This window comes from Streptomyces flaveus, from assembly GCF_014647675.1.
GTDB lineage: Bacteria > Actinomycetota > Actinomycetes > Streptomycetales > Streptomycetaceae > Streptomyces > Streptomyces flaveus.
Genome location: NZ_BMPQ01000001.1, coordinates 715,414 through 738,492 on the forward strand (window position 1 = coordinate 715,414; position 23,079 = coordinate 738,492).

Below are 23,079 nucleotides of genomic sequence, written 5' to 3' on the forward strand. Positions count from 1 at the left end.
GCGATACGCTCCCTCCGTTTGGCAAGGTGCGCAATAGTTTGCGTATTCACTGGACAATGTGTGCAGCGACCGGCCCGTACGACCGGGCCTTCTGTACAGGATGACCACCCGGGAGGCCTCCATGGGGATCGATCAGCTGGACGGCCGGCTGCTCGTGCTGCTGGCCGAGGAGCCGCGGATCGGGGTGCTGGAGGCGTCCCGGCGGCTCGGTGTCGCGCGCGGGACGGTCCAGGCCCGTCTCGACCGCCTCCAGTCGAACGGCGTCATCCGCGGATTCGGTCCTCAGGTGGACCCCGCGGCGCTCGGGTACCCCGTCACGGCCTTCGCGACCCTCCAGATCCGGCAGGGGCAGGGCACGGACGTACGGGCGCACTTGGCGACCGTCCCAGAGGTGCTCGAACTGCACACCACCACCGGCAGCGGCGACATGTTGTGCCGTCTCGTCGCCCGCTCCAACGCCGATCTTCAACGTGTGATCGACCGGGTCGTCGGCTTCGACGGCATCGTCCGGGCCGCCACGGCGATCGTCATGGAGAACCCGGTGCCGCTGCGGATCATCCCGCTGGTGAAGCAGGCGTCGGAGGATCAGGCGTAGCTGGTCCGGGGGTTCAGCAGCTGGGGACGGAGCCGGTGCCCGTCTCCAGGGCGCGGAGGGATTCGACCGTGCTCTTCAGCGTCGTCACCGGGATCAGCCGCAGCCCCTTGGGCAGCTCCGACTCCGCGTCCGAGCACTCGGCCTTCGGTACGAGGAAGACGGTCGCACCGTCACGCTTTGCGGCCTGCGTCTTGAGGGCGACACCGCCGACGGCGCCCACCGTGCCGTCGGCGTCGATGGTGCCGGTGCCCGCGATCGTGCGGCCGCCGGTCAGGTCGCCGCCGCTGCCGTCACCGTCCAGCTTGTCGACTATGCCGAGCGAGAAGAGGAGCCCGGCACTGGGTCCGCCGACGTCGGCGAGCTTCAGGGTGACCCTGATGTCGTCCGGGTCCTCGCCGAGATAGTCCAGCGCGGCCTCGGTGGCGGTGTTCTGGGACTCCCGCATCGCCTCGGCGTTGTGCTCCTCGATCTCCTTGACGGTGTCACCGCTCGGGTACACGGAGTCCCGCGGCATCACGGCCCGGTCCGTATCGAACCACCCGTCGATCACAGCTCCCAGCCGCACATCCGCATCGGGCCCGGTCGCCTCGATGGTCGTCATCCGCAACTGCCCACGCGTCTCGTGGGTCTCCGCACCGGTGATGGTGATGACCGGCTCCCCCTGGTTCTCCCCCAGCACATCGGCCGTCATCCCCGGCTGAGCCACCGCAAACGGCAACGGTACAAAGACCGTTGTGGCGAGCAGAGCCACGACAGGCAGAGCGAGCAGGGCGACGGCCCGGGGGCGCGAGAGCTGAGAGAGCACGGGATCAATCTAACGTGAGGGGGAATTCCGGCCGCGGGCTGGTCCGTGGCCTTTGCTGGAGGCGAGGCCGCGCCCTTTAGGGGCGCGGGGAACTGCGCGACCAGCCACGACGCACCCGCAGCCGACATTCGAACCGTGGGGGGGTCTGGGGGCGCAGCCCCCAGTTTCGGGAAGGGGCGGGGCTGAGGAAGAAAACCCGCCCCCACCCACCCCTGGCTAGCGCAAAGCCTCGGCCACTTCCTTCGCGGCATCCACAACCCGCGCCCCCACCCTCTCCGGGACGGAATCCGCAAGCATCACAACCCCCACGCTCCCCTCCACCCCAGTCACCCCGAGCAGCGGCGCAGCCGCCCCACTCGCACCGGCTTCCAACTCCCCGTGCGTCAGCGTGTACCCGGGATCCGCCACAGTCCCCGCCGCGGCCCGCGCCGCAAGGATCGCCTTGCCCGCGGCCCCCCGGTCCAACGGATGCCGGAACCCCGCCCGATACGCCACGTGGTAGTCCGTCCACGTCGGCTCCACCACAGCGACGGCCAACGCTTCCGTCCCGTCGACCAGAGTGAGATGCGCCGTCGCCCCGATGTCCTCGGCCAGCGACCGCAACGCGGGCAACGCGGCCTCACGTACCAACGGATGCACCTGCCGCCCGAGCCGCAGCACTCCGAGCCCCACCCGGGCACGGCCACCCAGATCACGGCGTACGAGAGCATGCTGCTCAAGCGTGGCGAGCAGCCGGTACACAACGGTCCGGTTCACTCCGAGCTTGCTGGACAGCTCGGTGACGGTCAGCCCGTGATCGGTGTCGGCGAGCAACTTGAGGACACGCAGTCCTCGGTCGAGCGTCTGAGAGGTCTCCGCGGTCACGACGCCCACTCCTTAGTGGTGAGAGTCGACGGCCCCCTCCGCGGCGGTTGCGTCACCGGTCCCGACGGCGACGCGCTTCAGAGGCCGCCGGTCGGCAAGCGTCCCGGGTACTACCCGGGCGGCACCGGCTGCGCTCCGCGGCGGCGCTGCCACGGGGCGTGTGCGTAGCGGGACAGTAGCGAGCTGGTTCGCTCAGCGGAAGACTCCGTCCAGAATCCGGTCAGTGTCCGGCAAGAGCGTTGCCGCGTTTGTCCTGGTACACCCGGCGCACATCACTCCCTGTGCACCACCCTCGCACACCCTGCACACACCAATGCGCCGGTCCCGTACGCAACGAGACCGGCGCCCTGATCCTCGTACTCCTGCATGCGTGTGTCACCGCATACGGGTCGCCCACTCCTGCACCTTGGCGATCCGCTGCCTCAACTGCCCCGCCGTCGCCTCCGCGCTCGGCGGCCCGCCGCACACGCGCCGCAACTCGGTGTGGATCACGCCGTGCGGCTTGCCGCTCTGGTGGACGTACGCCCCGACCATCGTGTTGAGCTGCTTCCTCAGCTCCAGCAGCTCCTTGTGCGTGACCACCGGCCGCCGCTCGGCGGGGAGTTCGAGGAGGTCGGCCTCGTCGGCGGGCTTCTTGCGGCTGTGCGCGATCTGGCGCGCCTGGCGCTTCTGGAGCAGCAGCTGCACCTGATCGGGTTCGAGAAGCCCCGGAATCCCGAGGTAGTCCTGCTCCTCTTCACTCCCCGGGTGCGCCTGCATGCCGAACTCGGCGCCGTCGTACAGCACGCGGTCGAAGGTGGCCTCGGACTCCAGCGCCTCGAAGGCGAACTCCTCCTGCTCGCCGGTGTCCTCGTCCTGCTCCTTGTTCGCCTCCTCCATCTCCTTCTCGGATTCGGCGTACGGGTCCTCCTCGCCCTCCTTCTTCGGCTTGTCGAGGGCGTGGTCGCGCTCGACCTCCATCTCGTTGGCGAAGGTGAGGAGGTCGGGGACGGTCGGCAGGAAGACGGAGGCGGTCTCGCCGCGCCGCCGGGACCGTACGAAGCGGCCGACGGCCTGGGCGAAGAAGAGCGGCGTGGAGATGGTGGTCGCGTACACGCCCACAGCAAGGCGGGGCACGTCCACGCCCTCGGAGACCATGCGGACGGCGACCATCCAGCGGTCGTTGCTGTGGCTGAACTCGTCGATCCGCTCGGACGCGCCGGTGTCGTCGGACAGGACGAGGGTCGCCTTGTCGCCCGTGATCTCGCGGATCAGCTTGGCGTACGCCCGTGCCGAGTCCTGGTCGGAGGCGATGACGAGGGCGCCGGCGTCCGGGATGCCCTTCCGTACCTCCGTGAGCCGCTGGTCGGCGGCGCGCAGCACGCTCGGCATCCACTCGCCGCGCGGATCGAGGGCGGTGCGCCAGGCCTGGCTGACGGCGTCCTTGGTCATGGGTTCGCCGAGGCGGGCGGCGATCTCGTCGCCCGCCTTCGTACGCCACCGCATGTTGCCGCTGTAGGAGAGGAAGATGACGGGCCGGACCACGCCGTCGCCGAGCGCGCTGCCGTACCCGTACGTGTAGTCGGCGGCGGACCGCCGGATCCCGTCGTTGCCTTCCTCGTACGCCACGAAGGGGATGGGGTTGGTGTCGGAGCGGAACGGCGTACCCGTGAGCGCGAGGCGGCGGGTCGCGGGCTCGAACGCCTCGAGGCAGGCCTCGCCCCAGGACTTCGAGTCGCCGGCGTGGTGGATCTCGTCGAGGATGACGAGCGTCTTGCGCTGCTCGACGCGGTTGCGGTGCAGCATGGGCCGTACGCCCACACCGGCGTACGTGACCGCGACCCCCTGGTACTCCTTGCTGAGCGGCCCCGCGCTGTACTCCGGGTCCAGCTTGATCCCTATCCGCGCCGCCGCCTCGGCCCACTGCTTCTTCAGATGCTCGGTCGGCGCGACCACCGTCACCTGCTGCACGACATGGTGGTGCAGCAGCCACGACGCGAGCGTCAGCGCGAAGGTCGTCTTCCCGGCGCCGGGCGTGGCGACGGCAAGAAAGTCACGCGGCTGCTCCTGGAGGTACTTCTCCATCGCCCTCTGCTGCCAGGCACGCAGCTTGCCGGCGGTGCCCCAGGGGGCACGGCCGGGGAAGGCGGGTGAGAGGTGATGTGAGGAGTGGCTGTTGGCGGCGGTGGTAGTCACGGTCTCCGGTGGGTGGTTGAGGGTCCTGCTGCGTATGACAACCGGGCCACCCTATCGGCGGCCCGGTTGTGCCAACGCGCGGACTACGCCGCCCGACCCGTGGATGGGATCCAGCTCACAGTTCCGCTCGTAGGGCGCGCAGTCGACCCGCGATCACCCCGATATCGCCCTCGGCACCGGAGGCCACGTCGATGACCAGGTCGTACGCCGTGTCCTGATCGCACTTCGCGAGGTCCACGCCGTTGGCGGCGAGAAACGTTGCGGCGGCCAGCCAGGCAGTGCGCTTGTTGCCGTCGACGAGAGGGTGGTTGGTGGCAAGGCCGTGCAGGAGCGCGGCGGCCTGCTCGTACAGGTCCGGATAGGCGGCCGTGCCGAACATGCGGGCGCGCGGCCGGTGGACGGCCGAGGCCAGCAGCCCTGGCTCCCGGGCTTCTGGCGCGCGCCCGCCGAAGGCGACTTCGGCGATGTCGGTGACCTCGGCGACGGTGAGGTGGCGGGTCACTCCCCCAACCTCCTCAGCAACTCGGCGTGCTCCTTCGCGATCCGCTCGGCGAGGGCTCGGACGAGCCTGCCCTCCGCGTGCAGGTACCCGCGTACGGCCTTCTCCGCGAGCTCTTCGGGCGGGCGGCCCTGAGCGTCCGCGAGGTCGTCGAGGGCCTGCCTCAGGCTGGCGTCGAGGCGGATGGTCAGCTCTTTCATGAGGCGAGCGTAAGGCTCGCGATCACCTGGTTTCGACCGGTTTACGATCAACGCTCCCGGACCATGGCTCACTTGGTCACCGTTCCCGCACCCGCGTAGTCACCCAAGCCCCCGCCAACGCCACCCCCGCCATCGGCAAGAACACGGCGGCGAAGGCGGCCGGTGGTGCGCCGGCGCCGGAGGCCGTCGTGGCCGCGTGCGTCACCGTGCCGCCGCCCAGCGCCGCGAACGCCGCGCCGCCCGCCGACAGCAGAAGCACGTTCGACAGGCCGTCGGATATCTGGAGCGCGGCGGAGTTGGCGCCCGCCTCCTCGGGTGCGGACAGGTGCAGCAGCAGAACGCTGGTGGAGGAGATCACCAGCCCCATCCCGAAGCAGCCGAACGCCCATGTCACGGCCAGCGTCCACACCGGCACCGCATCGATCAGCACACTCGGTGCGGCGGCGATCGCGGCCGCGACCAGCACCATCCCCAGGCCCATCAGCCGCTCCCGGTACGGCTCCACCCGTGCCCTCGACTGCACGAAGGACCCCAGCGCCCAAGTCCCCCCGCCCGCCGCGAGCGAGAACCCGGCGAGTGTCGGCGACAGCCCCCGCTGCGTGACCAGCATCAGCGGTACGAAGGACTCCGCCGCGATGAACGACCCGGCCGCGACCCCGCGCAACAGCACCACGGACGGCAAGCCGCGCGCCGCCCGGTACGTCCCGCGCGGCAGCAGCCCCAGCACCGCCGGCACCAGCAACGCGGCCCCCGCCACGGCCGGGGCGGCCGAAAGCCACCGCAGATCTTGCGCTGCGTACTGCAGCAGGCCTGCGCCCAGCGAGATCCCCAGTGCCAGCCGGATCCGGCGCTGGTCGAAGGGTGCGGCGACGGCACCCTTCGTCGGGCCGGACGCCCGCCGCCGTATCTGCGGCAGGGCGAGCGCCAGCGGGAACACCACCAGGACCGGTATCCCGATGAACACCCAGCGCCAGCCGAGCTGTTCGGTCACCGAACCGGCGGCGAGCGGCCCGACTATGGACGGGATCACCCAGCTCGCCGCGAACGCCGCCATGATCGACGGCCGCAGTCTCTCCGGATACGCCCGCCCCACGACCACGTACAACGCCACGATCACCAGCCCGCCGCCCAGCCCCTGCACCGCCCGGCCGAGGATGAACAGCCACATCACCCCCGCCGTCCCGGACAGCGCCAGCCCTGCCGCGAACGCCCCGATCCCCGCGGTCAGCGACGCCAGCGGCCCACCCCGGTCCGACCACTGCCCGGCCAGCACCATCCCGAACAGACTCGTCGTGAAGTACGCCGAGAACGCGAACGCGTACAACGAGACCCCGTCGAGCTCCCGCGCCGCCACCGGCATCGCGGTCCCCACTGCCGTCGCCTCGAAGGCGATCAGCAGCACGACGGACACGATCCCGATGCTGAGCGCCCGGTAGGGGCGGCTGAGCACGCTGTCCTCGGAGCCGGGTTCGGCCGGTGCGGGCGCGGTGTCTGCGGTGTCTGCGACGTCGGCGTCGCTCGGTTCCCGGGTGGTCATGGTCGTCAGCGTAAGGGGCACGGCACGCGTTGACCCCTGTCGCGAGATGGTGGCCGACTGGGACCTTGGTCGTACGCCTTCTCTCCTTTCATGAACGCGGTATGGCAGTCCCATTGCAGCCCCAGTCCATCCCTTGAGCGTCCCGTCCCCCGCGGCCTACGGTCGACGACATCGAGTTCGGAACGAGCGATTCGGAAGAAGCGCATCGTTCCCAACCCGGCCGTGTGCCCGAGTGGTTGAGGGGCTCGCCTGCAAAGCGAGTTACACCGGTTCGAATCCGGTCACGGCCTCGAGTGTGGTTACGGCCTCGGGCAACTTGCGCGGTGCAGCAACCAGAGCGTGAACGCGAGCGTGGATATGTCGGCGTTGAGCGGTCGCAGCCCGGCGACCGAGGCGGACCACTCATGGAGCTCCCCGGTGGTGCCGTCGACGAGGAGGTCGGTGTCCTCGACGACGAGACGGCCCGGGCGACCGAGACAACCAAGGCGACCGAGGCGGATCAACCGGTCGGCCCCGTCCGGGAGTTGGCTCTCGGAGACCTGGGCCTCCTCCGTCCGCTCGGCCGCGTAGCGCTCGGCGAGTGTCTGCAGCGGCACATCCATCTCCAGCTGGAACATGCCGACGTCCTCCGGAAGACCCGTCTCCCGGAGGAAATGGCGGGTCGGCTCGTGCGTGAGCGTGGCCGGGAAGTCGACGTCCTCGAAGCGCATGATCGCGCCCGCGCCGAACTCCTCGTCGAGCAGCCGGGCGGGCAGGTCGAGCAGGAGACCCGCGCACGGGTCGGCGATCCGGGTGAGGGCATGGACCAGCGCGGCCATGCGCCAGTACGCCGCCATCTCGCCCCGAGCTGTTGCGTCGGCCGCCACCTCCAGCCCGCACCCCGGGCCTCCGTACTCGGCGTCGGTCAGTGTGATCGCCCCCGTACCGGCGTCAATCGTCCTCATGGCTCCCCCGTGCATGTGATCGCATAGTGCATCCCCAGCAGGGCACAGCCGCTGCCCCAGCGGCCGCTCCCCACTGATCGAAAACCATACGCCGCACCACTGACAACGCCCCAAAACCCAAGCGCCACAAGGCTTCCGGCATCCAGTCGCGACACCGGCCACAGACCGTCAACAGCCTCAGACCATCAACAGCCGCAGGCCGTCACTGCCCCGTCGTCACCACGGCCGCCTGCGGCCGGATCGGCAGCCGGTTCACCGGGCGCCCCGTCGCCGCCCGGACGGCGGAGGCGATGGCCGCCGGGGTGGTCACCACCGGCACCGCGCTGACCGACTTCGCTCCGAAGGGGGCGACCACGTCGCGTTCCTCGAGGAGTTCGACGATGCGGATGTCGGGGGTGTCGAGGGCGGTGGGCAGGGCGTAGCCGGTGAGGTCGGGGTGGCGGACCAGGCCACGTGCCGTGCGGAGGTTCTCGGTGAGGGCGGCACCCACGCCCTGGGTGACGCCGGCCTCGATACGGGCCGTGAGCTGTGCGGGGTTCAGGATCCGCCCGACGTCCTGGGCGAGCGCCAGTTCGACGACACGTACGGAGCCCAGCTCGATGTCGACGTCGACGACCGCGCGGATCGCGCAGAAGGCCATGCCCACGAAGGCGTCCCCCTGGCCGGCTTCGTCCAGTGGCTCGGTGGGGTGCGGGCGGCACTGGGCGGTGGCCCACAGTTCCTTGCCCTCCAGCGCCTCCGTGACAGTGGTCGACAGCACGCCGTCGTACGAGGTGATCTTGCCGTCGGTGATCTGGAGCAGCTCCGTGGACATCCCGAACTTGTGCGCAAGAGGCTGCAGCAGCTGCGTACGGACCATCTTGGCGGCCCGTTCGACCGCGCCACCGGAGACCCAGGTGTGACGGCCGCGGCAGCCCGGCCCCGCCGGGGGCTGATCGGTGTCCACGGAGGCGACGTGCACCTCTTCGATGCCGAGCGTCTCCTGGACGATCTGCCTGGCCAGCGTGGTGAAGCCCTGGCCGGTCTCCACGGCCGCGCAGAGCACCGTGGCGACGCCGTCGTGGACCTTCACGGTGGCCGTCGAGACCTCGTCCGTGCCCTCGGCGCCGAGCATGTGGACCATGCCGAGGCCGTAGCCGACACCGCGCCGCACCGCGCCCGGTTCGCCCGCACCCTCGGGGCCGCCCGGCAGCAGCCAGTCCTCCTCGGGGGTGTCCTTGGGGAGGGCGGGGAGCGGGAAGTCCCGTACGGCCTGGAGGAGTTCGGCCACGGGGGCCGGGCAGGTCACCGACTGGCCGGTGGGAAGTACGTCCCCTGTAGTCATCACATTGCGCAGGCGCAGCTCCGCCGGGTCGATGCCCAGCTTCTTGGCCAGCTTGTCCATCTGCGCCTCGTAGGCGGCGCAGACCTGCATGGCGCCTTCGCCGCGCACATGGCCGGAGGGCGGGTTGTTGGTGCGAACGGCCCAGCCCTCGATGAAGGCGTTCGGGACGACGTACGGGCCGCAGGCGAAGGAGACCGCGGCGGCCAGCGCCTGGGACGACGTGTCCGCGTACGGGCCCGCGTCGAGCAGGATCTGCGCCTCGACCTTCACCAGCCTGCCCTCGGCGTCCGCGTGGTGGCGGTAGCGCAGGAGGGTGGGGTGGCGGTGGACGTGTCCGAGGAAGGATTCTTCGCGCGTCGCGGCGAGTTTGACCGGGCATCCGGTCTTCAGGGCGAGCAGTCCCAGGGGGAGCTGGAAGCCCTGGTCCTCACGGTCGGCGGTGGCGCCGGGCACGCCGGTGACGACGACCTTCACGCGCTCCGGTTCCAGGCCGAAGCAGGCGGCGGCGGTGTCGCGGTCGGCGTGCGGGTCGGTGGACGCCAGGTAGAGCTCGACGCCGCCGTCGGGGCGGGGCACGGCGAGGCCGGCCTCCGCGCCGATCGGGGCCGGGTCCTGGCGGCCGATGCGGTACAGGCCCTCGACGACGATCTCACCGGCGGCCTCGGAGTCGCCGTGCCGCAGCGGGATATGGCGGATCAGGTTGCCGTCGGGGTGCAGGGGTTCGGCTTCGAAGGCCTGCTCGGGGTCGGTCACCGGGTCGAGTACTTCGTACTCGACGATGACGGCGGCGGCGGCCATCCGCGCGGTGTCCGGGTGGTCGGCGGCGACGGCCGCGATGGGCTCTCCGTGGTGGCGTACGACCTCCGAGGCGAACACCGGGCGGTCGGCCGTGCCGCGGCCGTACATCGCACTGCCCGGTACGTCCTCGTGCGTGACGACGGCCCGTACGCCGACCATCTGGAGCGCGTGGGAGGTGTCGATGGACACGATGCGCGCGTGCGGGTGCGGTGAGCGCAGCACGGCGGCCCACAGCAGGCCCTCGGCCCACAGGTCCGCCGCGTACGGGAAAGTGCCCTCCGTCTTGGCGCGGGCCTCGGCGGGCGGCAGGGACGCGCCCAGGCCGTACTGCGGCGACGGGTCAGCGGAAGCAGCCTCCACGGTGGTCGTGGTGGCGGTTTCGTTGCTCACGCCTGGCCTCCGTCCTGACCGTAGGACCGCTCACGCGGATCGTAGGGCTGCTCACGCGGCACTGAGGCCTCGTACGCGGATGGGTTGACGCTACCCCCGCCGGGGCCCGCCTGGTGCGGGATACGGGTCTCCTCGGCGTCCTGGGCGGCTTCGGCGGACGCGTGCGCCTCGCGCTCGGCGACGACATCGCGCACGGCGTCGAGGACGCCGCGGTAGCCGGAGCAGCGGCACAGGTTGCCGGACAGCGCCTTGCGGGTCTCCAGCTCGGAGGGCGCCGGGTTGCCCTCGAGGAGGTCGTGCACGGTCATCGCCATGCCGGGGATGCAGAAGCCGCACTGCACGGCGCCGCACTTGGCGAGGGCCCGCTGTACGTCCGAGGACTGCCCGTCGGCGGCGAGCCCCTCGACCGTGCGCACCTCGCTGCCCGCGCTGGTCACGGCCGGTACCAGGCAGGACGCCACGAGCCGTCCGTCGACCTGCACGTTGCAGGCCCCGCACTCGCCCTGCGAGCAGCCGTCCTTGGCGCCGGCGAGTCCGAGCCGTTCGCGCAGCACGTAGAGGAGCGATTCGCCGATCCAGGCGGCCGTCACGGGCCGGTCGACGCCGTTCACCCGCAGGACGTACGAGGCCAGGGGGTGCATCTCGTCGTGCGGAAGCGCACTCGGGGAGTCGTCGGCCTCGTCCTCCTCGGCGCCGTCTTCAGGGGTGTCGGCGGACGCCGCGGGGTCATCGGGCTCCTCGCGCGCCTCCTGGGACACCGCTTCGGACTCGGTGCCCGGTTCGTCGGCGGATTCCGGAGTGCCGTGCTCCGGAGTGCCGTACTCGGGCGGCTGCTCCACCGGCTCTTCGCGCTCTGCGAAGACGCTCTCCGTAGAGGCTCGCTCCGCCGAACCGCTCTCTACGGAGACGGCGATTTCGTCGGCGTGCTCTCCGGAGACGTCGATGATCTCGGCGGCCTCGTCGGCCCGGGCAGCCGCGGAACTCTCGGCGTGGCGAGCTGCCTCGTCCGATGCGGCGAGATGCTCGGCGGCCTGCTGCTCAGGTGCGTTCTGGTCGGGTGTGTGCTGGTCGGGTGTGTGCTGCGCCCAGGTCTCCTGCGCCCAAGGTGCCGCCGCCCCGCCCGGCAACGTTGCCGGAGGGCTCCCGCCCCACTGCTCGACCAGGGCCGAGGTGGTGAACTCGCCGGACTCGTCGGGCAGATCACCGTCGGCGACGGGGATGGACCACTGTCCGGTCACGTCGTGTCCGGGAGCGTCCGAGCCCTCCTGTACAGGCGCTGCGGGCTCCTCGAAGGTCCACTGGCCGGTGGCTTCCGGGCGGTACGAGAAACCGTCGTGAGCGGGCTGCCACGGTCGCTCCTCGGGCTGTGCGTTCGGGTCCGGCCACCGCACCTCCTGCGGCTGCCCGGCCTCGGCCTCGGCCTCGATGTGCGGCGGTACGTAGCCGTGGCCGGGTGCGGCGAGCGGGGAGTCGGAGAGGAGCGCGTCGATGCCCCCTTCGGGGAGTTGGACGAAGGCGGTGGCGCCGTCGTCGTAGTCGCCCTGGGGCAGCGGATCCCAGCGGCTGCCCGTCTGGGGCGTGCCCTCTTCGTGCTGGTCGTCGGTCACGAAAGTGCCCTCCCCAGTGCTCGTCGGGCCAGCGCGGCGACGGTGCGCCGCAGGTGCAGTACAGCGGGCGGCAGCGGCTCCACGGAGCCGTCCTCCGCGGGGACCGGGTCGGGGATGCAGGCCGCCGCGACGTACTCGCCGAAGGCGTCCCGCGCCTCCGGCACGATCGCGCGGTTGTTGTCCCAGTCGATCAGCGAGGCGACCCACTGCTCGGCCTCCAGAGGCCGCAGCGGCATCGGCGCTATGGCGCCGACGGCGCACCGCACTCCGCGTCGGGCGGGGTCCAGGACGAGCGACACGGACGCCAGGGCGCGTCCGGGGCCGGTCCGTCCGGTCGCCTTCAGGAAGACCTGCGGGGCGTGCAGCAGCGGCACGCGCACGTACCCGATGAGTTCACCGGCGCGCAGCATCTCCACACCGGCCAGCAGATGCGAGACGGGGATCTCACGGCGGGCGCCACCCTGGCCCGCGATGATCAACGTCGCCTCCAGGGCGGCCAGTACCGGAAGCGCGTCCCCCGTAGGGGCGGCCGAGGCGATGTTGCCGCCCAGGGTGCCCGCGTTACGGATCTGCGGTGGGCCGGCGGCTCTCGCGGCGGCCGCGAGGGCGGGGATGAGAGCCGCGAAGTCGGGGCGGCCCATGCGGGCGTGGGTGAGGCCCGCGCCGAGCAGCGCGTGGCCGTCCTGGTACTGCCAGCCGCGGATCTCGCTGATCCGGCCGAGGCCGACGAGCGCGGCGGGCCTCAGCTGCCCGGAGTTGACGGAGGTCATGAGATCGGTGCCGCCGGCCACGGGAACGGCCGCCGGCATGGCGGCGAGCGCCGCCACGGCCTCGTCGAGAGAGACGGGCAGCGTCACGGTCTGCGCCGCCTGCGGTGCGTGCGTGGTCAAACCGGTTTCCCCTTCCCGCTGCCCCACCTGGTCCCACCTGTGCTGCCGTACGGTACGTGCTGACAGGGCGGACGTGGCAACTCTGGCACATCTTCCTCCCAGCACGACGCGGGGGTCCGCTAGGAGGCATTCGTCACGCCGCCAGCGAGATAGCCCGATTTCGCACGACATCACCGGTCAGAGCGAATTGACACCCTTCATAGACCCTTGGATGTCTTTCGCCCGGGTGCCACCGTTCCAGGGCGACCGGTTCGCGGCACCTTCTCGGGAGTCGGCTCACACGTTTGGAGGCGCCCCCTCGATCGGGCGTCCGAGCACCCCCGGTCGCCGCTGCCAGGGCAGCGGGCCCGCAGGCGGGCGATAGGCCACTCCCAGGGCGTCGAGCCTCCTGTAGTGGGCGGTCATCCGCTGCTCGAAGCCCGTGAAGTCGCGTTCTGCGGGAGCGGGCAACGCACTCCACGCGACCTCGGCGAAGGCCGCGAGCCGCGGGAACGCCTGATAGTCCACGCGCCCGTGGTCCTCCATCACCTCGGTCCACACGTTGGCCTGCGTGCCGAGGACATGCCGCGCCTGATCGGGGGTCAACTGCGGCGGTACGGGCTCGAAGCGGTAGACGTCCTCCAGGGTGCGTACGTAGCCGATGGGCACCGGTTCGTCGGCGCCGCCGTCCTGGCGGTGGTCCAGGTACACCTGCTGCTCCGGGCACATGACGACGTCGTGGCCCGCCTGGGCTGCCATGATGCCGCCCTGATAGCCGCGCCACGACGAAACAGCGGCGCCGGGAGCCAAGCCGCCCTCCAGGATCTCGTCCCAGCCGATCAGCCGACGCCCGCGCGCGGTCAGCCAGTTGTCGAAGTGCCGGATGAACCACGACTGCAACTCGTCCTCGTCCGCGAGCCCCAGGTCCCTGATTCGCGCCTGCACTGTGGGCGACTGCCTCCACTGTTCCTTGGCGCACTCGTCGCCGCCGACATGGATGAACTCCGAGGGGAACAGCTCCAGGACCTCCTCGAAGACCCCCTCGTAGAACCGGAGGGTGTTGTCAGTGGGGGCCAGTACGTTGTGGGAGACGCCCCAGTTGTCCCAGACGGAGAGGGAGGTCGTGTCGATGACATCGGTGTTGCCGAGTTCCGGATATGCGGCGATGGCGGCCTGCGAGTGGCCGGGGATGTCGATTTCGGGGACGACGGAGATATGCCGCTCGGCGGCGTACGCGACGATCTCGCGGATGTCGTCCTGGGTGTAGTAGCCGCCGTGCGGCTTCTCCTCCCAGAGGGGCGAGGCGCGATGGCCGAATTTCGTACGCGCCCGCCAGGATCCGGTCTCCGTGAGCTTCGGATGACGCTTGATCTCGATGCGCCAGCCCTGGTCGTCGGTGAGGTGGAAGTGGAAGACGTTCAGCTTGTGCGCGGCCATCAGGTCGAGATAGCGCAGCACACCGTCCTTGGGCATGAAGTGACGTGAGACGTCGAGCATGAGGCCGCGCCAGCGGAAGCGGGGGGCGTCCTCGATGATCTGGTGCGGAATGCCGTACCTGATGCCGGGCCTGACCGGAGCGCGCCGGAAGGCGTCCGGGCCGATGAGCTGGCGCAGTGTCTGGGCACCCCAGAAGACACCGGCAGGCCCGCCGCCCCGGATCTCGATGCCCCAGTTGACGACGACACCGAGCCGGTACGCCTCCGGTTCCAGGGTGTCGTCGATCCGCAGGCGTACGGAGTTCTTGGCGTCCTCCTCGCCGGGCGGCAGCGCAATTCCCAGCGCCGCGCCGAGGGTGGAGCGCAGCCAGCGTTCCGTGGGGCCCGTTCCGGGGCCGGCCCACAGCGTGGTAGCGGCGTCGAGCAGGACGCCGCAGCGCATGGGGCCCTCGATGGTGCGAGGCGCCGGAATCACATCCGTCAGTGAAGTCACGTCAGTCCTTTACCGCGCCGCCCAGTCCGGAGACCAGCCGTCGCTGTACGAGTACGAAGAAGACCAGCACCGGAATCGTCATCACCGTGGACGCCGCCATCACACCGCCCCAGTCCGGCCTGTCCGGGTTGTAGAAGACAAGGAGGGCCATCGGCAGAGTCGACTGCGAAGTGTCGCTGATGATGAAGGACCTGGCGAACAGGAAGTCGTTCCAGGTGGAGATGAAGGAGAACACGCTCGTGGCGACGAGTCCCGGAAAGACCAGCGGGAAAAGGATCTGCCACAGGAAACGCGCCCGGCTCGCCCCGTCGATGTACGCGGCCTCCTCCAGCGCCTCCGGGACCGCCTTCACAAAGCCGCGCAGCATCCAGATCGCGAACGGCAGGGAGAACGCGATGTGCGGCAGGATCAGCGAGCCCAGCGTGTTCAGCTGACCGAAGTCCCGCATCAGGAAGAAGAGGGGGATCGTCAGCGCCTCGATCGGCACCATCTGCGCGATGAGGAACATGATCAGCAAGGTCGTACGGAAACGGAAGCGGAACCGTGTCACCGCCGTCGCCGCGAGAAACGCGATCAGTGCGGAGACGACGACCACGGTGACCGCGACGAGAAGGCTGTTGAGGAAGTAACGGCCGAATTCCTGCTGTCCGAAGACGCGCCGGAAGGAGTCCAGGGACGGCGCGAGCGTCCAGGGGCGGGGCTCGGACGACTCGATCTCGCCGGCCGGTTTGAAGGCGCTCAGCACCATCCAGTAGAGGGGGAACGCGACCACGGCGGCGATCAGCAGAGCCGAGGCCTCCGCGGCCAGCCGCCAGGGCCGCCGCACCCGCAAACGTGCGGGGAAACTCAACGACCTCACCGAACTCAACGCACTCACAGCTCCTCCCCCTGTCTGCGCAGTAGCCGCAGGTACACCAGCGTGACCGCCAGCAGAATCAGCAGCATCACCACTCCGATCGCCGAGCCGAGGCTGTACTGCGAGGACGCGAACGCCTTCTGGTACGCGTACACGTTCAGCACGAGGTTCTGACCGGCGATACCTCCGCCGTTCGTCATGACGTAGATCTGGGTGAAGACCTTGAAGTCCCAGATGACCGACTGGATGGTGACGACCACGAGGATCGGCCGGAGCATCGGCGCGAGCACGGAGCGCCAGATGCGCCACTGCGAGGCGCCGTCCAGGGCCGCCGCCTCCAGCACCTCACCGGGGACGGCGCGGATGCCCGCGTACACCGTGACCATCACGAACGGGAAGGAGCACCAGACGACTTCGAGGAGTACGAGGGCGAAGGCGCTGTAACGGCCGTACGTCCACGAGTGGTCGCCGAGCCCCAGCATCCGGTTGACCGGTCCGAAGTCGGGGTCGAACAGCAACAACCACACCGTGGACCCGGTGATCGCGGGCGTGGCCCACGCGCCCAGCGCGGCCAGCATCAGGGCGAGCCGCGGCAGCGCCCGTACGCGCGTCAGCAGCACGGCGAGCGCGCAGCCGACCGCGAGCGTCGACACCACGCACGCCGCCGCGAACACCACGGTGGCGAGCAGCACCTGCCAGAACTGCTCGTCCCCGAAGAGCGTCGCGTAGTTCCCGAAGCCCTGGAAGGTCGTCGGTTCGCCACCGCTGACCTGGGCCTGCGTGTACTCCAGAAAGGAGATCAGCCCGAGCTGGTAGACGGGATAGACGAGCAGCCCACCGATGACGACAAGGGCGGGGGCGAGATAGAGCCAGGGCGCCCAGCCCCCGCCCCCAGGCCGCGACTTCCGGCCCGGAACTCCGGCCCCGCGCACCCGGTCGCCCCCACGCGCCGGGCCGGGCGAGGCCGTCGCCCCGCCCGGCGAACCGGCGGCAGGACCACCGCCGGCCGGAGCCTTACGGGTCACCACCGTGCCACCGCGCCGCTGCGGGGACGCACCGTCGGTCATCCGCTTCACCCCGCGGAGCTGAACACGGCGTTCATCTTCGTCGCCGCGTCCTTCGAAGCCGCGGCCACGTCCTTCTTGCCGCTGACGATCTCCTGGAACATCGTCGGCAGCACGAGCGAGGCGTCGATCTCGGCCCAGGCCGGCGAGGCGGGCACGAACTTGGTGCCCGCGCCGAGCGTCTGCACGAAGGGCTCGACGAACGGCTCCTTCTTCGCGACGTCCGCGCGCACGTCCGAGTACGTCGGCAGGAAGCCCATCGCGTCGAAGAGCTCGCCCTGCGTCTTCTTCGACGCGAGCTGCTTCATCAGGTCGACGGCGAGCGTACGGTGCGAAGTGCTCTTCAGTACGCCGATGTTGTTGCCGCCCGCGAAGGCAGGCGCGATCTCGCCCGACTTCAGACCCGGCAACGGCACGACCGCGTACTTGCCCTTGACGCTCCCGGCCTCGACCGCCTGGTGGTTGAAGTCACCGCCGATCGCCATGCCCGCCTTGCCGGACGCGAAGGCCGTGATCGTGTCGTTGCCGCCCATGCTCGCGCACTTGGCGGCCGGGCAGTTGTCGTCGCCGAACAGCGAGGTGTACGCCTTGATGCCCTTCTGGGCCGCCGCGCTGTCGATCGTCGCCGCGTACGAACCGCCCTTGCCCTCGGCGATCTCGCCGCCGTTGGACCAGACGAACGGCATCGCGCCGTACGTGAACGCACCGCCGACCGCGAGCCCGTACAGCTCGGGCTTCGCCTGCCGGATCTCCTTGGCGGTGGAGATCAACTCGCTCTGCGTCTTCGGGACTTCGAGGTCCAGCTCCTTGAAGACGTCGGTGCGGTAGTACAGCGCGCGGACACCCACGAAGAACGGGGCGCCGTAGATCTTCCCGTCGACCGTCACGGACTGCCTGGCCGTCGGGTCGGTGTCCTTGGCCTCGTTCCAGTCCGTGAATTCCTGGGTCACATCGGCGAGTCCACCGTCCTTGACGTACCCGGCGGTGTCGGTGTTGCCGTACTCCATGAGATCCGGCGCGCTCTTGGGGTCGTTGAAGGCGGCCTTGATCTTCTGGGCGCGGGTCTCGACGGGGATGTACTCGACCTCGACCTTCGTGCCCTCGTGGGCCTTCTCGAAGGCGTCCACGGTGGCCTCGACCACCTTCTCCTTCGGCTCGTTGGCGACCTCCTGGAAGAGCCACACGCGCAGCGTCCCGCTCTTCTCGTCCGTACCGCCGGAGTTGTCGGAGGTCTGGGGGGCGCAGGCGGTCGCGGTGAGGACGGCGACCACAAGTGCGGCTATGGGGGCGGCTGTTCGGGCGGAACGGCGGGCGGGGAATCCGGCCGGGAGTCTGACGGGAAACTTCATCGAGCGTCCTCCGAAAGGGCAAGTGTTGCAACATGCGCAATGCTTGTTTCACTCTGCACAACACAACGGAGGCTAGAAGTTCATGGACATGCAAACAAGACCAACCCAAAGGTCTCTACCACTCTGTGACCGCCGAAAGCGCCCTGTGCAACGGCGCAGGCCCCGAGCCCGGCCCCGTACACACAACAAGGCCGCGGCACCCGCACTCAGGTGCCGCGGCCTCATCAGGCATGCCGGACTACGCGACGAACCGCCGCCGAAGGAAAGCAGACGTTACTTGTCGCCGTCCTTGCCCTGGTCTCCGCCGGAGCCCATGGACTCGTAGATCTCCTTGCACATGGGACACACGGGATACTTCTTCGGGTCCCGGCCCGGGACCCACACCTTGCCGCAGAGCGCGACAACAGGCGTGCCGTCCAGCGCGCTCGCCATGATCTTGTCCTTCTGGACGTAATGGGCGAAGCGCTCGTGGTCACCGTCACCGTGCGAGGTCTGCGGCGCCGGCTCGACCAGGGTCCCTGTACCAGTCCCGCGCTGAGGCTGGGTCTCAGGCTCAAGAGTGCTCATGACTGCAAGGGTACTGAAGCTCACAGGCATCAGTTGAGCGAAGGGTCATCCGGGTACGTCGCCACCATCGCCAGCTCGTTGCGCTGCCGGCGGAGCACCTCGCGCCACAGGCGTTCCGGGGACGGGGAGGAGACGTCGCCGGGTTCGGACTCGACGACGTACCAGGCGCCCTCGACCAGTTCGTCCTCCAGCTGACCCGGGCCCCAGCCGGCGTACCCGGCGAAGATCCGCAGGCTGCCGACGGCCGAGGCGAGCAGTTCCGGCGGGGCCTCCAGGTCCACGAGCCCGATCGCGCCGTGCACCCGGCGCCAGCCGAGCGGTGCGCGCTCCCCCAAGGAGCCGCCGGGGATGACCGCGACGCCGAGCGCCGAGTCGAGCGAGACGGGGCCGCCCTGGAAGACGACGCCGGGCTCTCCTGCGAGGTCGGCCCAGCCCGAAAGGATGTCGCCGACGTCCACCGGTGTGGGGCGGTTGAGGACGACGCCCAGGGAGCCCTCCTCGTCGTGGTCGAGGAGCAGCACCACAGCGCGGTCGAAGTTCGGGTCCGCCAGGGCGGGAGTGGCCACGAGCAGCCGCCCTGTGAGCGAGGACACCTCGGTCATGCCTGACATGATCTCGCATCTTCCTCTTGGGTGGGGAGGCATTGCCAATGCAGGAGTGAATGCAGCTCAGGGCGTACAGATGCAGGTGGAGCGCACGCCCCGGCCAGTGACCCCGCGTACCCGCCGAAGAACCGTTCGTGTTGTGGCGAAGCTATGACGGGCCGAGCCGTACTTGGGCTACCGGTACCGGGGTAGGCGGCCATTACGCTTGCTTCTCCGGTTCTGCGCCGACCCAGCGCTACCTGCCCCTGTCCAACTTCATCGGAACGCGAGATACATGACCGTCAACGGTTCAGACGATGTCCTGCTTGTCCACGGCGGAACCCCGCTGGAGGGTGAGATCCGTGTCCGTGGTGCGAAGAACCTCGTACCGAAGGCCATGGTCGCCGCCCTGCTCGGCAGCGCTCCGAGTCGGCTGCGCAATGTGCCCGACATCCGCGACGTACGCGTCGTACGGGGGCTGCTGCAGCTGCACGGAGTGACGGTCCGGCCGGGAGAGGAACCGGGCGAGCTGGTCCTGGACCCCTCGCACGTGGAGAGCGCGAACGTCGCGGACATCGACGCGCACGCGGGTTCGTCGCGCATCCCGATCCTGTTCTGCGGACCGCTGCTGCACCGGCTCGGCCACGCGTTCATCCCGGGCCTGGGCGGCTGTGACATCGGCGGCCGGCCGATCGACTTCCACTTCGAGGTGCTGCGGCAGTTCGGCGCGACGATCGAGAAGCGGGTGGACGGCCAGTACCTGGAGGCCCCGCAGCGGCTGCGCGGCACGAAGATCACGCTGCCGTACCCGTCCGTGGGCGCGACCGAGCAGGTGCTGCTGACGGCGGTCCTGGCGGAGGGCGTGACGGAGCTCTCGAACGCGGCCGTGGAGCCGGAGATCGAGGACCTGATCTGCGTACTGCAGAAAATGGGCGCGATCATCGCGATGGACACCGACCGCACCATCCGCGTCACGGGCGTGGACAAGCTCGGCGGCTACACCCACGCGGCCCTCCCGGACCGCCTGGAGGCCGCCTCGTGGGCTTCCGCGGCACTGGCGACCGAAGGCAACATCTACGTCCGCGGCGCCCAGCAGCGCTCGATGATGTCGTTCCTGAACACCTACCGGAAGGTGGGCGGCGCCTTCGAGATCGACGACGAGGGCATCCGCTTCTGGCACCCCGGCGGACAGCTGAAGTCCATCGCGCTGGAGACGGACGTGGCCCCCGGCTTCCAGACCGACTGGCAGCAGCCGCTCGTCGTCGCCCTGACGCAGGCGACGGGCCTGTCGATCATCCACGAGACGGTGTACGAGTCCCGTCTCGGCTTCACCTCCGCCCTGAACCAGATGGGCGCGCACATCCAGCTCTACCGCGAGTGCCTCGGCGGCTCCCACTGCCGCTTCGGCCAGCGCAACTTCCTGCACTCCGCGGTCGTCTCGGGCCCGACCAAGCTCCAGGGCGCCGACCTGGTCATCCCCGACCTCCGCGGCGGCTTCTCGTACCTGATCGCGGCGCTCGCGGCCCAGGGCACCTCACGGGTGCACGGCATCGACCTGATCAACCGCGGCTACGAGAACTTCATGGAGAAGCTCGGAGACCTGGGCGCGAAGGTGGAACTGCCGGGCAAGGCGCTCGGCTAACGGCAGTCTCACCGCCTCCGGCCCGGGACACCGCCGGTCCCGGCTGGGGGTCCGGGGGTTACCCCCCGGATAGACACAGCATGGAGAAGCTCGGGGATCTGGGCGCGAAAGTCGAACTGCCGGGCAAAGCGCTCGGCTAGCAAAAACAGCCCGGCCGACGCTAGGCCATTGGTAAGCGCGACAGCGATGGGGCGGCACCCGAGTCCGGGTGCCGCCCCATCGCGTTACCTACCTGCCGTACACCATCCGGGGAGGTGTGGACGGCAAGGTCACTTGCCCTTGGCGGCTTCCTTGAGCTTGCTGCCCGCGGAGACCTTCACGCTGTAGCCGGCCGGGATGTCGATCGGGTCGCCGGTCTGCGGGTTGCGCGCGGTGCGAGCGGCACGGTGGGTGCGCTCGAAGGTCAGGAAGCCGGGGATGGTGACCTTCTCGTCGCCCTTCGCGACGACTTCGCCGACGGTCTCGGCGAACGCGGCCAGAACGGCGTCGGCGTCCTTGCGAGTCACCTCGGCGCGGTCGGCCAGCGCGGCCACCAGCTCACTGCGGTTCATGTTGTTACTCCCGTGTTCTTCTTGCCGTTGAGGCGTGCCACGCGGCGGAGCCGCATGATGAGCACCAGCGGAGCCGATGCTGCCAGGGTCCTCGGTCGGTCCCCGGACCCGGGTCCAAAGCCAGACCCTCGCGCCCAGAGACGCATCCTGCCCCCACCCGCGGCGGGAAAGCCAATCCGGCACCCCTGGGAGTCACACGAAAAGCGCCACAGCCTGGAAAAGGTGACGCTCCGTCCGCTCCCGGCAGCGGATCGCAGGGCCTGCAAGGCCTGAGCCTGGCCGCCACCCTAGGGGCGGCCAGGGACACCGTGTCCCACGACGCGCCGTATCCGGGCCGTCGTGGCGACCATCACAGGCTACGACGCGGCGGTCCGGCAGTCAGCCTGGGCCCGGCGTTCAGGGCGCCGTACTGCCCGCGGCCACCACACCCGCCGCCTTCGCCGCGTTGCGCACCGCTCCCGCGACCGCGCCCGCGACCTTGTCGTTGAAGACGCTCGGGATGATGTAGTTCGGGTTCAGCTCGTCCTCGGTCACCACGTCCGCGAGGGCGGTCGCGGCGGCCAGCATCATCTCCGTGTTGACCGTGCGGGACTGGGCGTCCAGGAGGCCGCGGAAGACGCCCGGGAAGACCAGTACGTTGTTGATCTGGTTCGGGAAGTCGGAGCGGCCCGTGGCCACGACCGCCGCCGTCTGGCGGGCGATCGCCGGGTCGACCTCGGGGTCGGGGTTCGCGAGCGCGAAGACGATCGCATCCTCGGCCATCGCCGCCACGTCGTCGCCGTCCAGCACGTTGGGCGCCGAGACGCCGATGAACACGTCGGAGCCGCGCACGGCGTCCTTCAGCGTGCCCGTGGCGCCCTCGGGGTTGGTGTTGTCGGCGATCCATCGCAGTGGCGAATCCGCGGCGGCCGACACCAGGTCCTCGCGACCGGCGTGCACGACACCGTGGATGTCGGCGACGACGGCGTGCTTGACGCCCGCCGCGATCAGCAGCTTGAGGATGGCCGTACCGGCCGCGCCCGCACCGGACATGACGACGCGGATGTCACCGATCGCCTTGCCCGCGACGCGCAGCGCGTTCGTCAGGGCGGCGAGTACGACGATGGCGGTGCCGTGCTGGTCGTCGTGGAAGACGGGGATGTCGAGGGCCTCGCGCAGGCGCGCCTCGATCTCGAAGCAGCGGGGAGCGGAGATGTCCTCGAGGTTGATGCCCGCGAAGCCCGGTGCGATGGCCTTGACGATCTCGACGATCGCGTCCGTGTCCTGGGTGTCCAGGCACAGCGGCCAGGCGTCGATGCCGGCGAAGCGTTTGAAGAGGGCCGCCTTGCCCTCCATGACGGGCAGGGCCGCCTTGGGTCCGATGTTCCCGAGGCCGAGCACCGCGGACCCGTCCGTCACGACCGCGACCGAGTTGCGCTTGATGGTCAGGCGGCGGGCGTCCTCGGGGTTCTCGGCGATCGCCATGCAGACGCGGGCCACACCCGGCGTGTAGATCATCGAGAGGTCGTCACGGTTGCGGATCGGGTGCTTGGACTGCATCTCGATCTTGCCGCCGAGGTGCATCAGGAACGTACGGTCGGAGACCTTGCCGAGCGTGACGCCCTCGATGGTGCGCAGCTGCTCGACGATCTCGTCGGCGTGCGACGTCGACGTGGCCGCGATGGTGACGTCGATACGGAGCTTCTCGTGGCCGGACGCCGTGACGTCGAGGCCGGTCACCGAGCCTCCGTGGGACTCGACGGCCCCGGTGAGCTGGGAGACCGCGGTTCCGCTCGCGGGCACCTCCAGCCGGACCGTCATCGAGTAGGAGACGCTGGGCGCCGTTGCCATGGCCGACTTCCTCTGCTTTCACCGTGTGCCGCTGTGGGTCGCGTATGCCGTCCGATCGTCGCACCTACCGCGGAGTACACGGTAGCCACCCTTGATTGCG

Annotated in this window: 20 protein-coding genes and 1 tRNA gene; 3 read left to right on the forward strand and 18 right to left on the reverse strand. The window is 69.9% G+C overall.

Translation table 11 applies throughout. The features are described 5' to 3' along the window. Positions 1 to 121 precede the first annotated feature (121 nt). Positions 122 to 595: an Lrp/AsnC family transcriptional regulator gene (locus IEZ21_RS03035; protein ID WP_189320297.1), complete on the forward strand. Its 474-nt coding sequence runs from the start codon at positions 122 to 124 to the stop codon at positions 593 to 595. Between the two features lie 13 nt (positions 596 to 608). Here IEZ21_RS03035 and IEZ21_RS03040 read toward each other — a convergent pair whose 3' ends face one another. The 6 genes from IEZ21_RS03040 to IEZ21_RS03065 all read right to left on the reverse strand — a co-directional run bounded on the left by IEZ21_RS03040 (position 609) and on the right by IEZ21_RS03065 (position 6,675). Beyond that, complete coding sequence (locus IEZ21_RS03040) at positions 609 to 1,400, reverse strand: S16 family serine protease (RefSeq protein ID WP_189320298.1); 792 nt, start codon at positions 1,398 to 1,400, stop codon at positions 609 to 611. A 216-nt stretch (positions 1,401 to 1,616) separates the two neighbouring features. Continuing rightward, positions 1,617 to 2,264: an IclR family transcriptional regulator gene (locus IEZ21_RS03045; protein WP_165263650.1), complete on the reverse strand. Its 648-nt coding sequence runs from the start codon at positions 2,262 to 2,264 to the stop codon at positions 1,617 to 1,619. A 375-nt stretch (positions 2,265 to 2,639) separates the two neighbouring features. Next, the gene (locus IEZ21_RS03050) at positions 2,640 to 4,439 is read right to left on the reverse strand and encodes a DEAD/DEAH box helicase (RefSeq protein WP_189320299.1); all 1,800 of its coding nucleotides are present in this window, start codon (positions 4,437 to 4,439) and stop codon (positions 2,640 to 2,642) included. 115 nt (positions 4,440 to 4,554) lie between these two features. Beyond that, the gene (locus tag IEZ21_RS03055; RefSeq protein ID WP_189320300.1) at positions 4,555 to 4,941 is read right to left on the reverse strand and encodes a type II toxin-antitoxin system death-on-curing family toxin; all 387 of its coding nucleotides are present in this window, start codon (positions 4,939 to 4,941) and stop codon (positions 4,555 to 4,557) included. Next, positions 4,938 to 5,138, reverse strand: a complete 201-nt coding sequence (locus IEZ21_RS03060) for a ribbon-helix-helix domain-containing protein (RefSeq protein ID WP_189320301.1) — start codon at positions 5,136 to 5,138, stop codon at positions 4,938 to 4,940. The genes IEZ21_RS03055 and IEZ21_RS03060 overlap by 4 nt, the downstream gene beginning before the upstream one ends. 76 nt (positions 5,139 to 5,214) lie before the next feature. Further along, positions 5,215 to 6,675: an MFS transporter gene (locus tag IEZ21_RS03065; protein ID WP_189320302.1), complete on the reverse strand. Its 1,461-nt coding sequence runs from the start codon at positions 6,673 to 6,675 to the stop codon at positions 5,215 to 5,217. A 218-nt stretch (positions 6,676 to 6,893) separates the two neighbouring features. On the opposite strand from IEZ21_RS03065, the gene IEZ21_RS03070 reads away from it, so the two are divergent. Next, positions 6,894 to 6,965, forward strand: a tRNA-Cys gene (locus IEZ21_RS03070). A gap of 9 nt (positions 6,966 to 6,974) precedes the next feature. Here the strand turns inward: IEZ21_RS03070 and IEZ21_RS03075 are convergent. The 10 genes from IEZ21_RS03075 to IEZ21_RS03120 form a co-directional block, all read right to left on the reverse strand. Further along, a complete protein-coding gene (locus IEZ21_RS03075) occupies positions 6,975 to 7,619 on the reverse strand; it encodes an SUKH-4 family immunity protein (protein ID WP_308429603.1) in 645 nt (214 codons plus the stop codon). A 202-nt stretch (positions 7,620 to 7,821) separates the two neighbouring features. Next, positions 7,822 to 10,131, reverse strand: coding sequence for a xanthine dehydrogenase family protein molybdopterin-binding subunit (locus tag IEZ21_RS03080; protein ID WP_189320304.1), 2,310 nt, complete (start codon positions 10,129 to 10,131; stop codon positions 7,822 to 7,824). Further along, a complete protein-coding gene (locus IEZ21_RS03085) occupies positions 10,128 to 11,738 on the reverse strand; it encodes a 2Fe-2S iron-sulfur cluster-binding protein (protein WP_189320305.1) in 1,611 nt (536 codons plus the stop codon). Before IEZ21_RS03085 ends, IEZ21_RS03080 begins: the two co-directional genes overlap by 4 nt. Next, positions 11,735 to 12,628, reverse strand: a complete 894-nt coding sequence (locus IEZ21_RS03090) for an FAD binding domain-containing protein (RefSeq protein ID WP_033325924.1) — start codon at positions 12,626 to 12,628, stop codon at positions 11,735 to 11,737. The genes IEZ21_RS03085 and IEZ21_RS03090 overlap by 4 nt, the downstream gene beginning before the upstream one ends. A 276-nt stretch (positions 12,629 to 12,904) precedes the next feature. Then, complete coding sequence (locus IEZ21_RS03095) at positions 12,905 to 14,536, reverse strand: beta-N-acetylhexosaminidase (protein ID WP_189320306.1); 1,632 nt, start codon at positions 14,534 to 14,536, stop codon at positions 12,905 to 12,907. 1 nt (position 14,537) lies between these two features. Beyond that, positions 14,538 to 15,395, reverse strand: a complete 858-nt coding sequence (locus IEZ21_RS03100) for a carbohydrate ABC transporter permease (RefSeq protein ID WP_246567247.1) — start codon at positions 15,393 to 15,395, stop codon at positions 14,538 to 14,540. Positions 15,396 to 15,409: 14 nt separating this feature from the next. After that, positions 15,410 to 16,459 carry a carbohydrate ABC transporter permease gene (locus tag IEZ21_RS03105; RefSeq protein ID WP_189320308.1) on the reverse strand — a complete coding sequence of 350 codons (1,050 nt, stop codon included), beginning with the start codon at positions 16,457 to 16,459 and terminating at the stop codon, positions 15,410 to 15,412. A 5-nt stretch (positions 16,460 to 16,464) separates the two neighbouring features. Next, positions 16,465 to 17,805 carry an extracellular solute-binding protein gene (locus IEZ21_RS03110; protein WP_189320309.1) on the reverse strand — a complete coding sequence of 447 codons (1,341 nt, stop codon included), beginning with the start codon at positions 17,803 to 17,805 and terminating at the stop codon, positions 16,465 to 16,467. A 273-nt stretch (positions 17,806 to 18,078) separates the two neighbouring features. Continuing rightward, a complete protein-coding gene (locus tag IEZ21_RS03115; protein ID WP_033325927.1) occupies positions 18,079 to 18,372 on the reverse strand; it encodes a DUF3039 domain-containing protein in 294 nt (97 codons plus the stop codon). A gap of 29 nt (positions 18,373 to 18,401) precedes the next feature. Then, positions 18,402 to 18,974: a YqgE/AlgH family protein gene (locus IEZ21_RS03120; protein ID WP_189320310.1), complete on the reverse strand. Its 573-nt coding sequence runs from the start codon at positions 18,972 to 18,974 to the stop codon at positions 18,402 to 18,404. Positions 18,975 to 19,251: 277 nt separating this feature from the next. Between IEZ21_RS03120 and murA the strand changes: the two genes are divergently transcribed. Continuing rightward, complete coding sequence (gene murA / locus IEZ21_RS03125) at positions 19,252 to 20,598, forward strand: UDP-N-acetylglucosamine 1-carboxyvinyltransferase (RefSeq protein ID WP_189320311.1); 1,347 nt, start codon at positions 19,252 to 19,254, stop codon at positions 20,596 to 20,598. 269 nt (positions 20,599 to 20,867) lie between these two features. Here murA and IEZ21_RS03130 read toward each other — a convergent pair whose 3' ends face one another. Together IEZ21_RS03130 and IEZ21_RS03135 are read right to left on the reverse strand one after the other, a co-directional pair. Next, a complete protein-coding gene (locus IEZ21_RS03130; RefSeq protein WP_033325929.1) occupies positions 20,868 to 21,149 on the reverse strand; it encodes an HU family DNA-binding protein in 282 nt (93 codons plus the stop codon). 396 nt (positions 21,150 to 21,545) lie between these two features. Next, complete coding sequence (locus IEZ21_RS03135; RefSeq protein ID WP_189320312.1) at positions 21,546 to 22,979, reverse strand: NAD-dependent malic enzyme; 1,434 nt, start codon at positions 22,977 to 22,979, stop codon at positions 21,546 to 21,548. Between the last annotated feature and the right edge of the window lie 100 nt (positions 22,980 to 23,079).

What these genes read in the sequence shown, in the direction of transcription:
- IEZ21_RS03135 (WP_189320312.1), bottom strand. Translation starts at nt 22,979, where the DNA reads ATGGCAACGGCGCCCAGCGTCTCCTACTCGATGACGGTCCGGCTGGAG.
- IEZ21_RS03105 (WP_189320308.1), bottom strand. Translation starts at nt 16,459, where the DNA reads ATGACCGACGGTGCGTCCCCGCAGCGGCGCGGTGGCACGGTGGTGACC.
- IEZ21_RS03130 (WP_033325929.1), bottom strand. Translation starts at nt 21,149, where the DNA reads ATGAACCGCAGTGAGCTGGTGGCCGCGCTGGCCGACCGCGCCGAGGTG.
- IEZ21_RS03065 (WP_189320302.1), bottom strand. Translation starts at nt 6,675, where the DNA reads ATGACCACCCGGGAACCGAGCGACGCCGACGTCGCAGACACCGCAGAC.
- IEZ21_RS03060 (WP_189320301.1), bottom strand. Translation starts at nt 5,138, where the DNA reads ATGAAAGAGCTGACCATCCGCCTCGACGCCAGCCTGAGGCAGGCCCTC.
- IEZ21_RS03075 (WP_308429603.1), bottom strand. Translation starts at nt 7,619, where the DNA reads ATGAGGACGATTGACGCCGGTACGGGGGCGATCACACTGACCGACGCC.
- IEZ21_RS03035 (WP_189320297.1), top strand. Translation starts at nt 122, where the DNA reads ATGGGGATCGATCAGCTGGACGGCCGGCTGCTCGTGCTGCTGGCCGAG.
- IEZ21_RS03110 (WP_189320309.1), bottom strand. Translation starts at nt 17,805, where the DNA reads ATGAAGTTTCCCGTCAGACTCCCGGCCGGATTCCCCGCCCGCCGTTCC.
- IEZ21_RS03120 (WP_189320310.1), bottom strand. Translation starts at nt 18,974, where the DNA reads ATGACCGAGGTGTCCTCGCTCACAGGGCGGCTGCTCGTGGCCACTCCC.
- murA (WP_189320311.1), top strand. Translation starts at nt 19,252, where the DNA reads ATGACCGTCAACGGTTCAGACGATGTCCTGCTTGTCCACGGCGGAACC.
- IEZ21_RS03115 (WP_033325927.1), bottom strand. Translation starts at nt 18,372, where the DNA reads ATGAGCACTCTTGAGCCTGAGACCCAGCCTCAGCGCGGGACTGGTACA.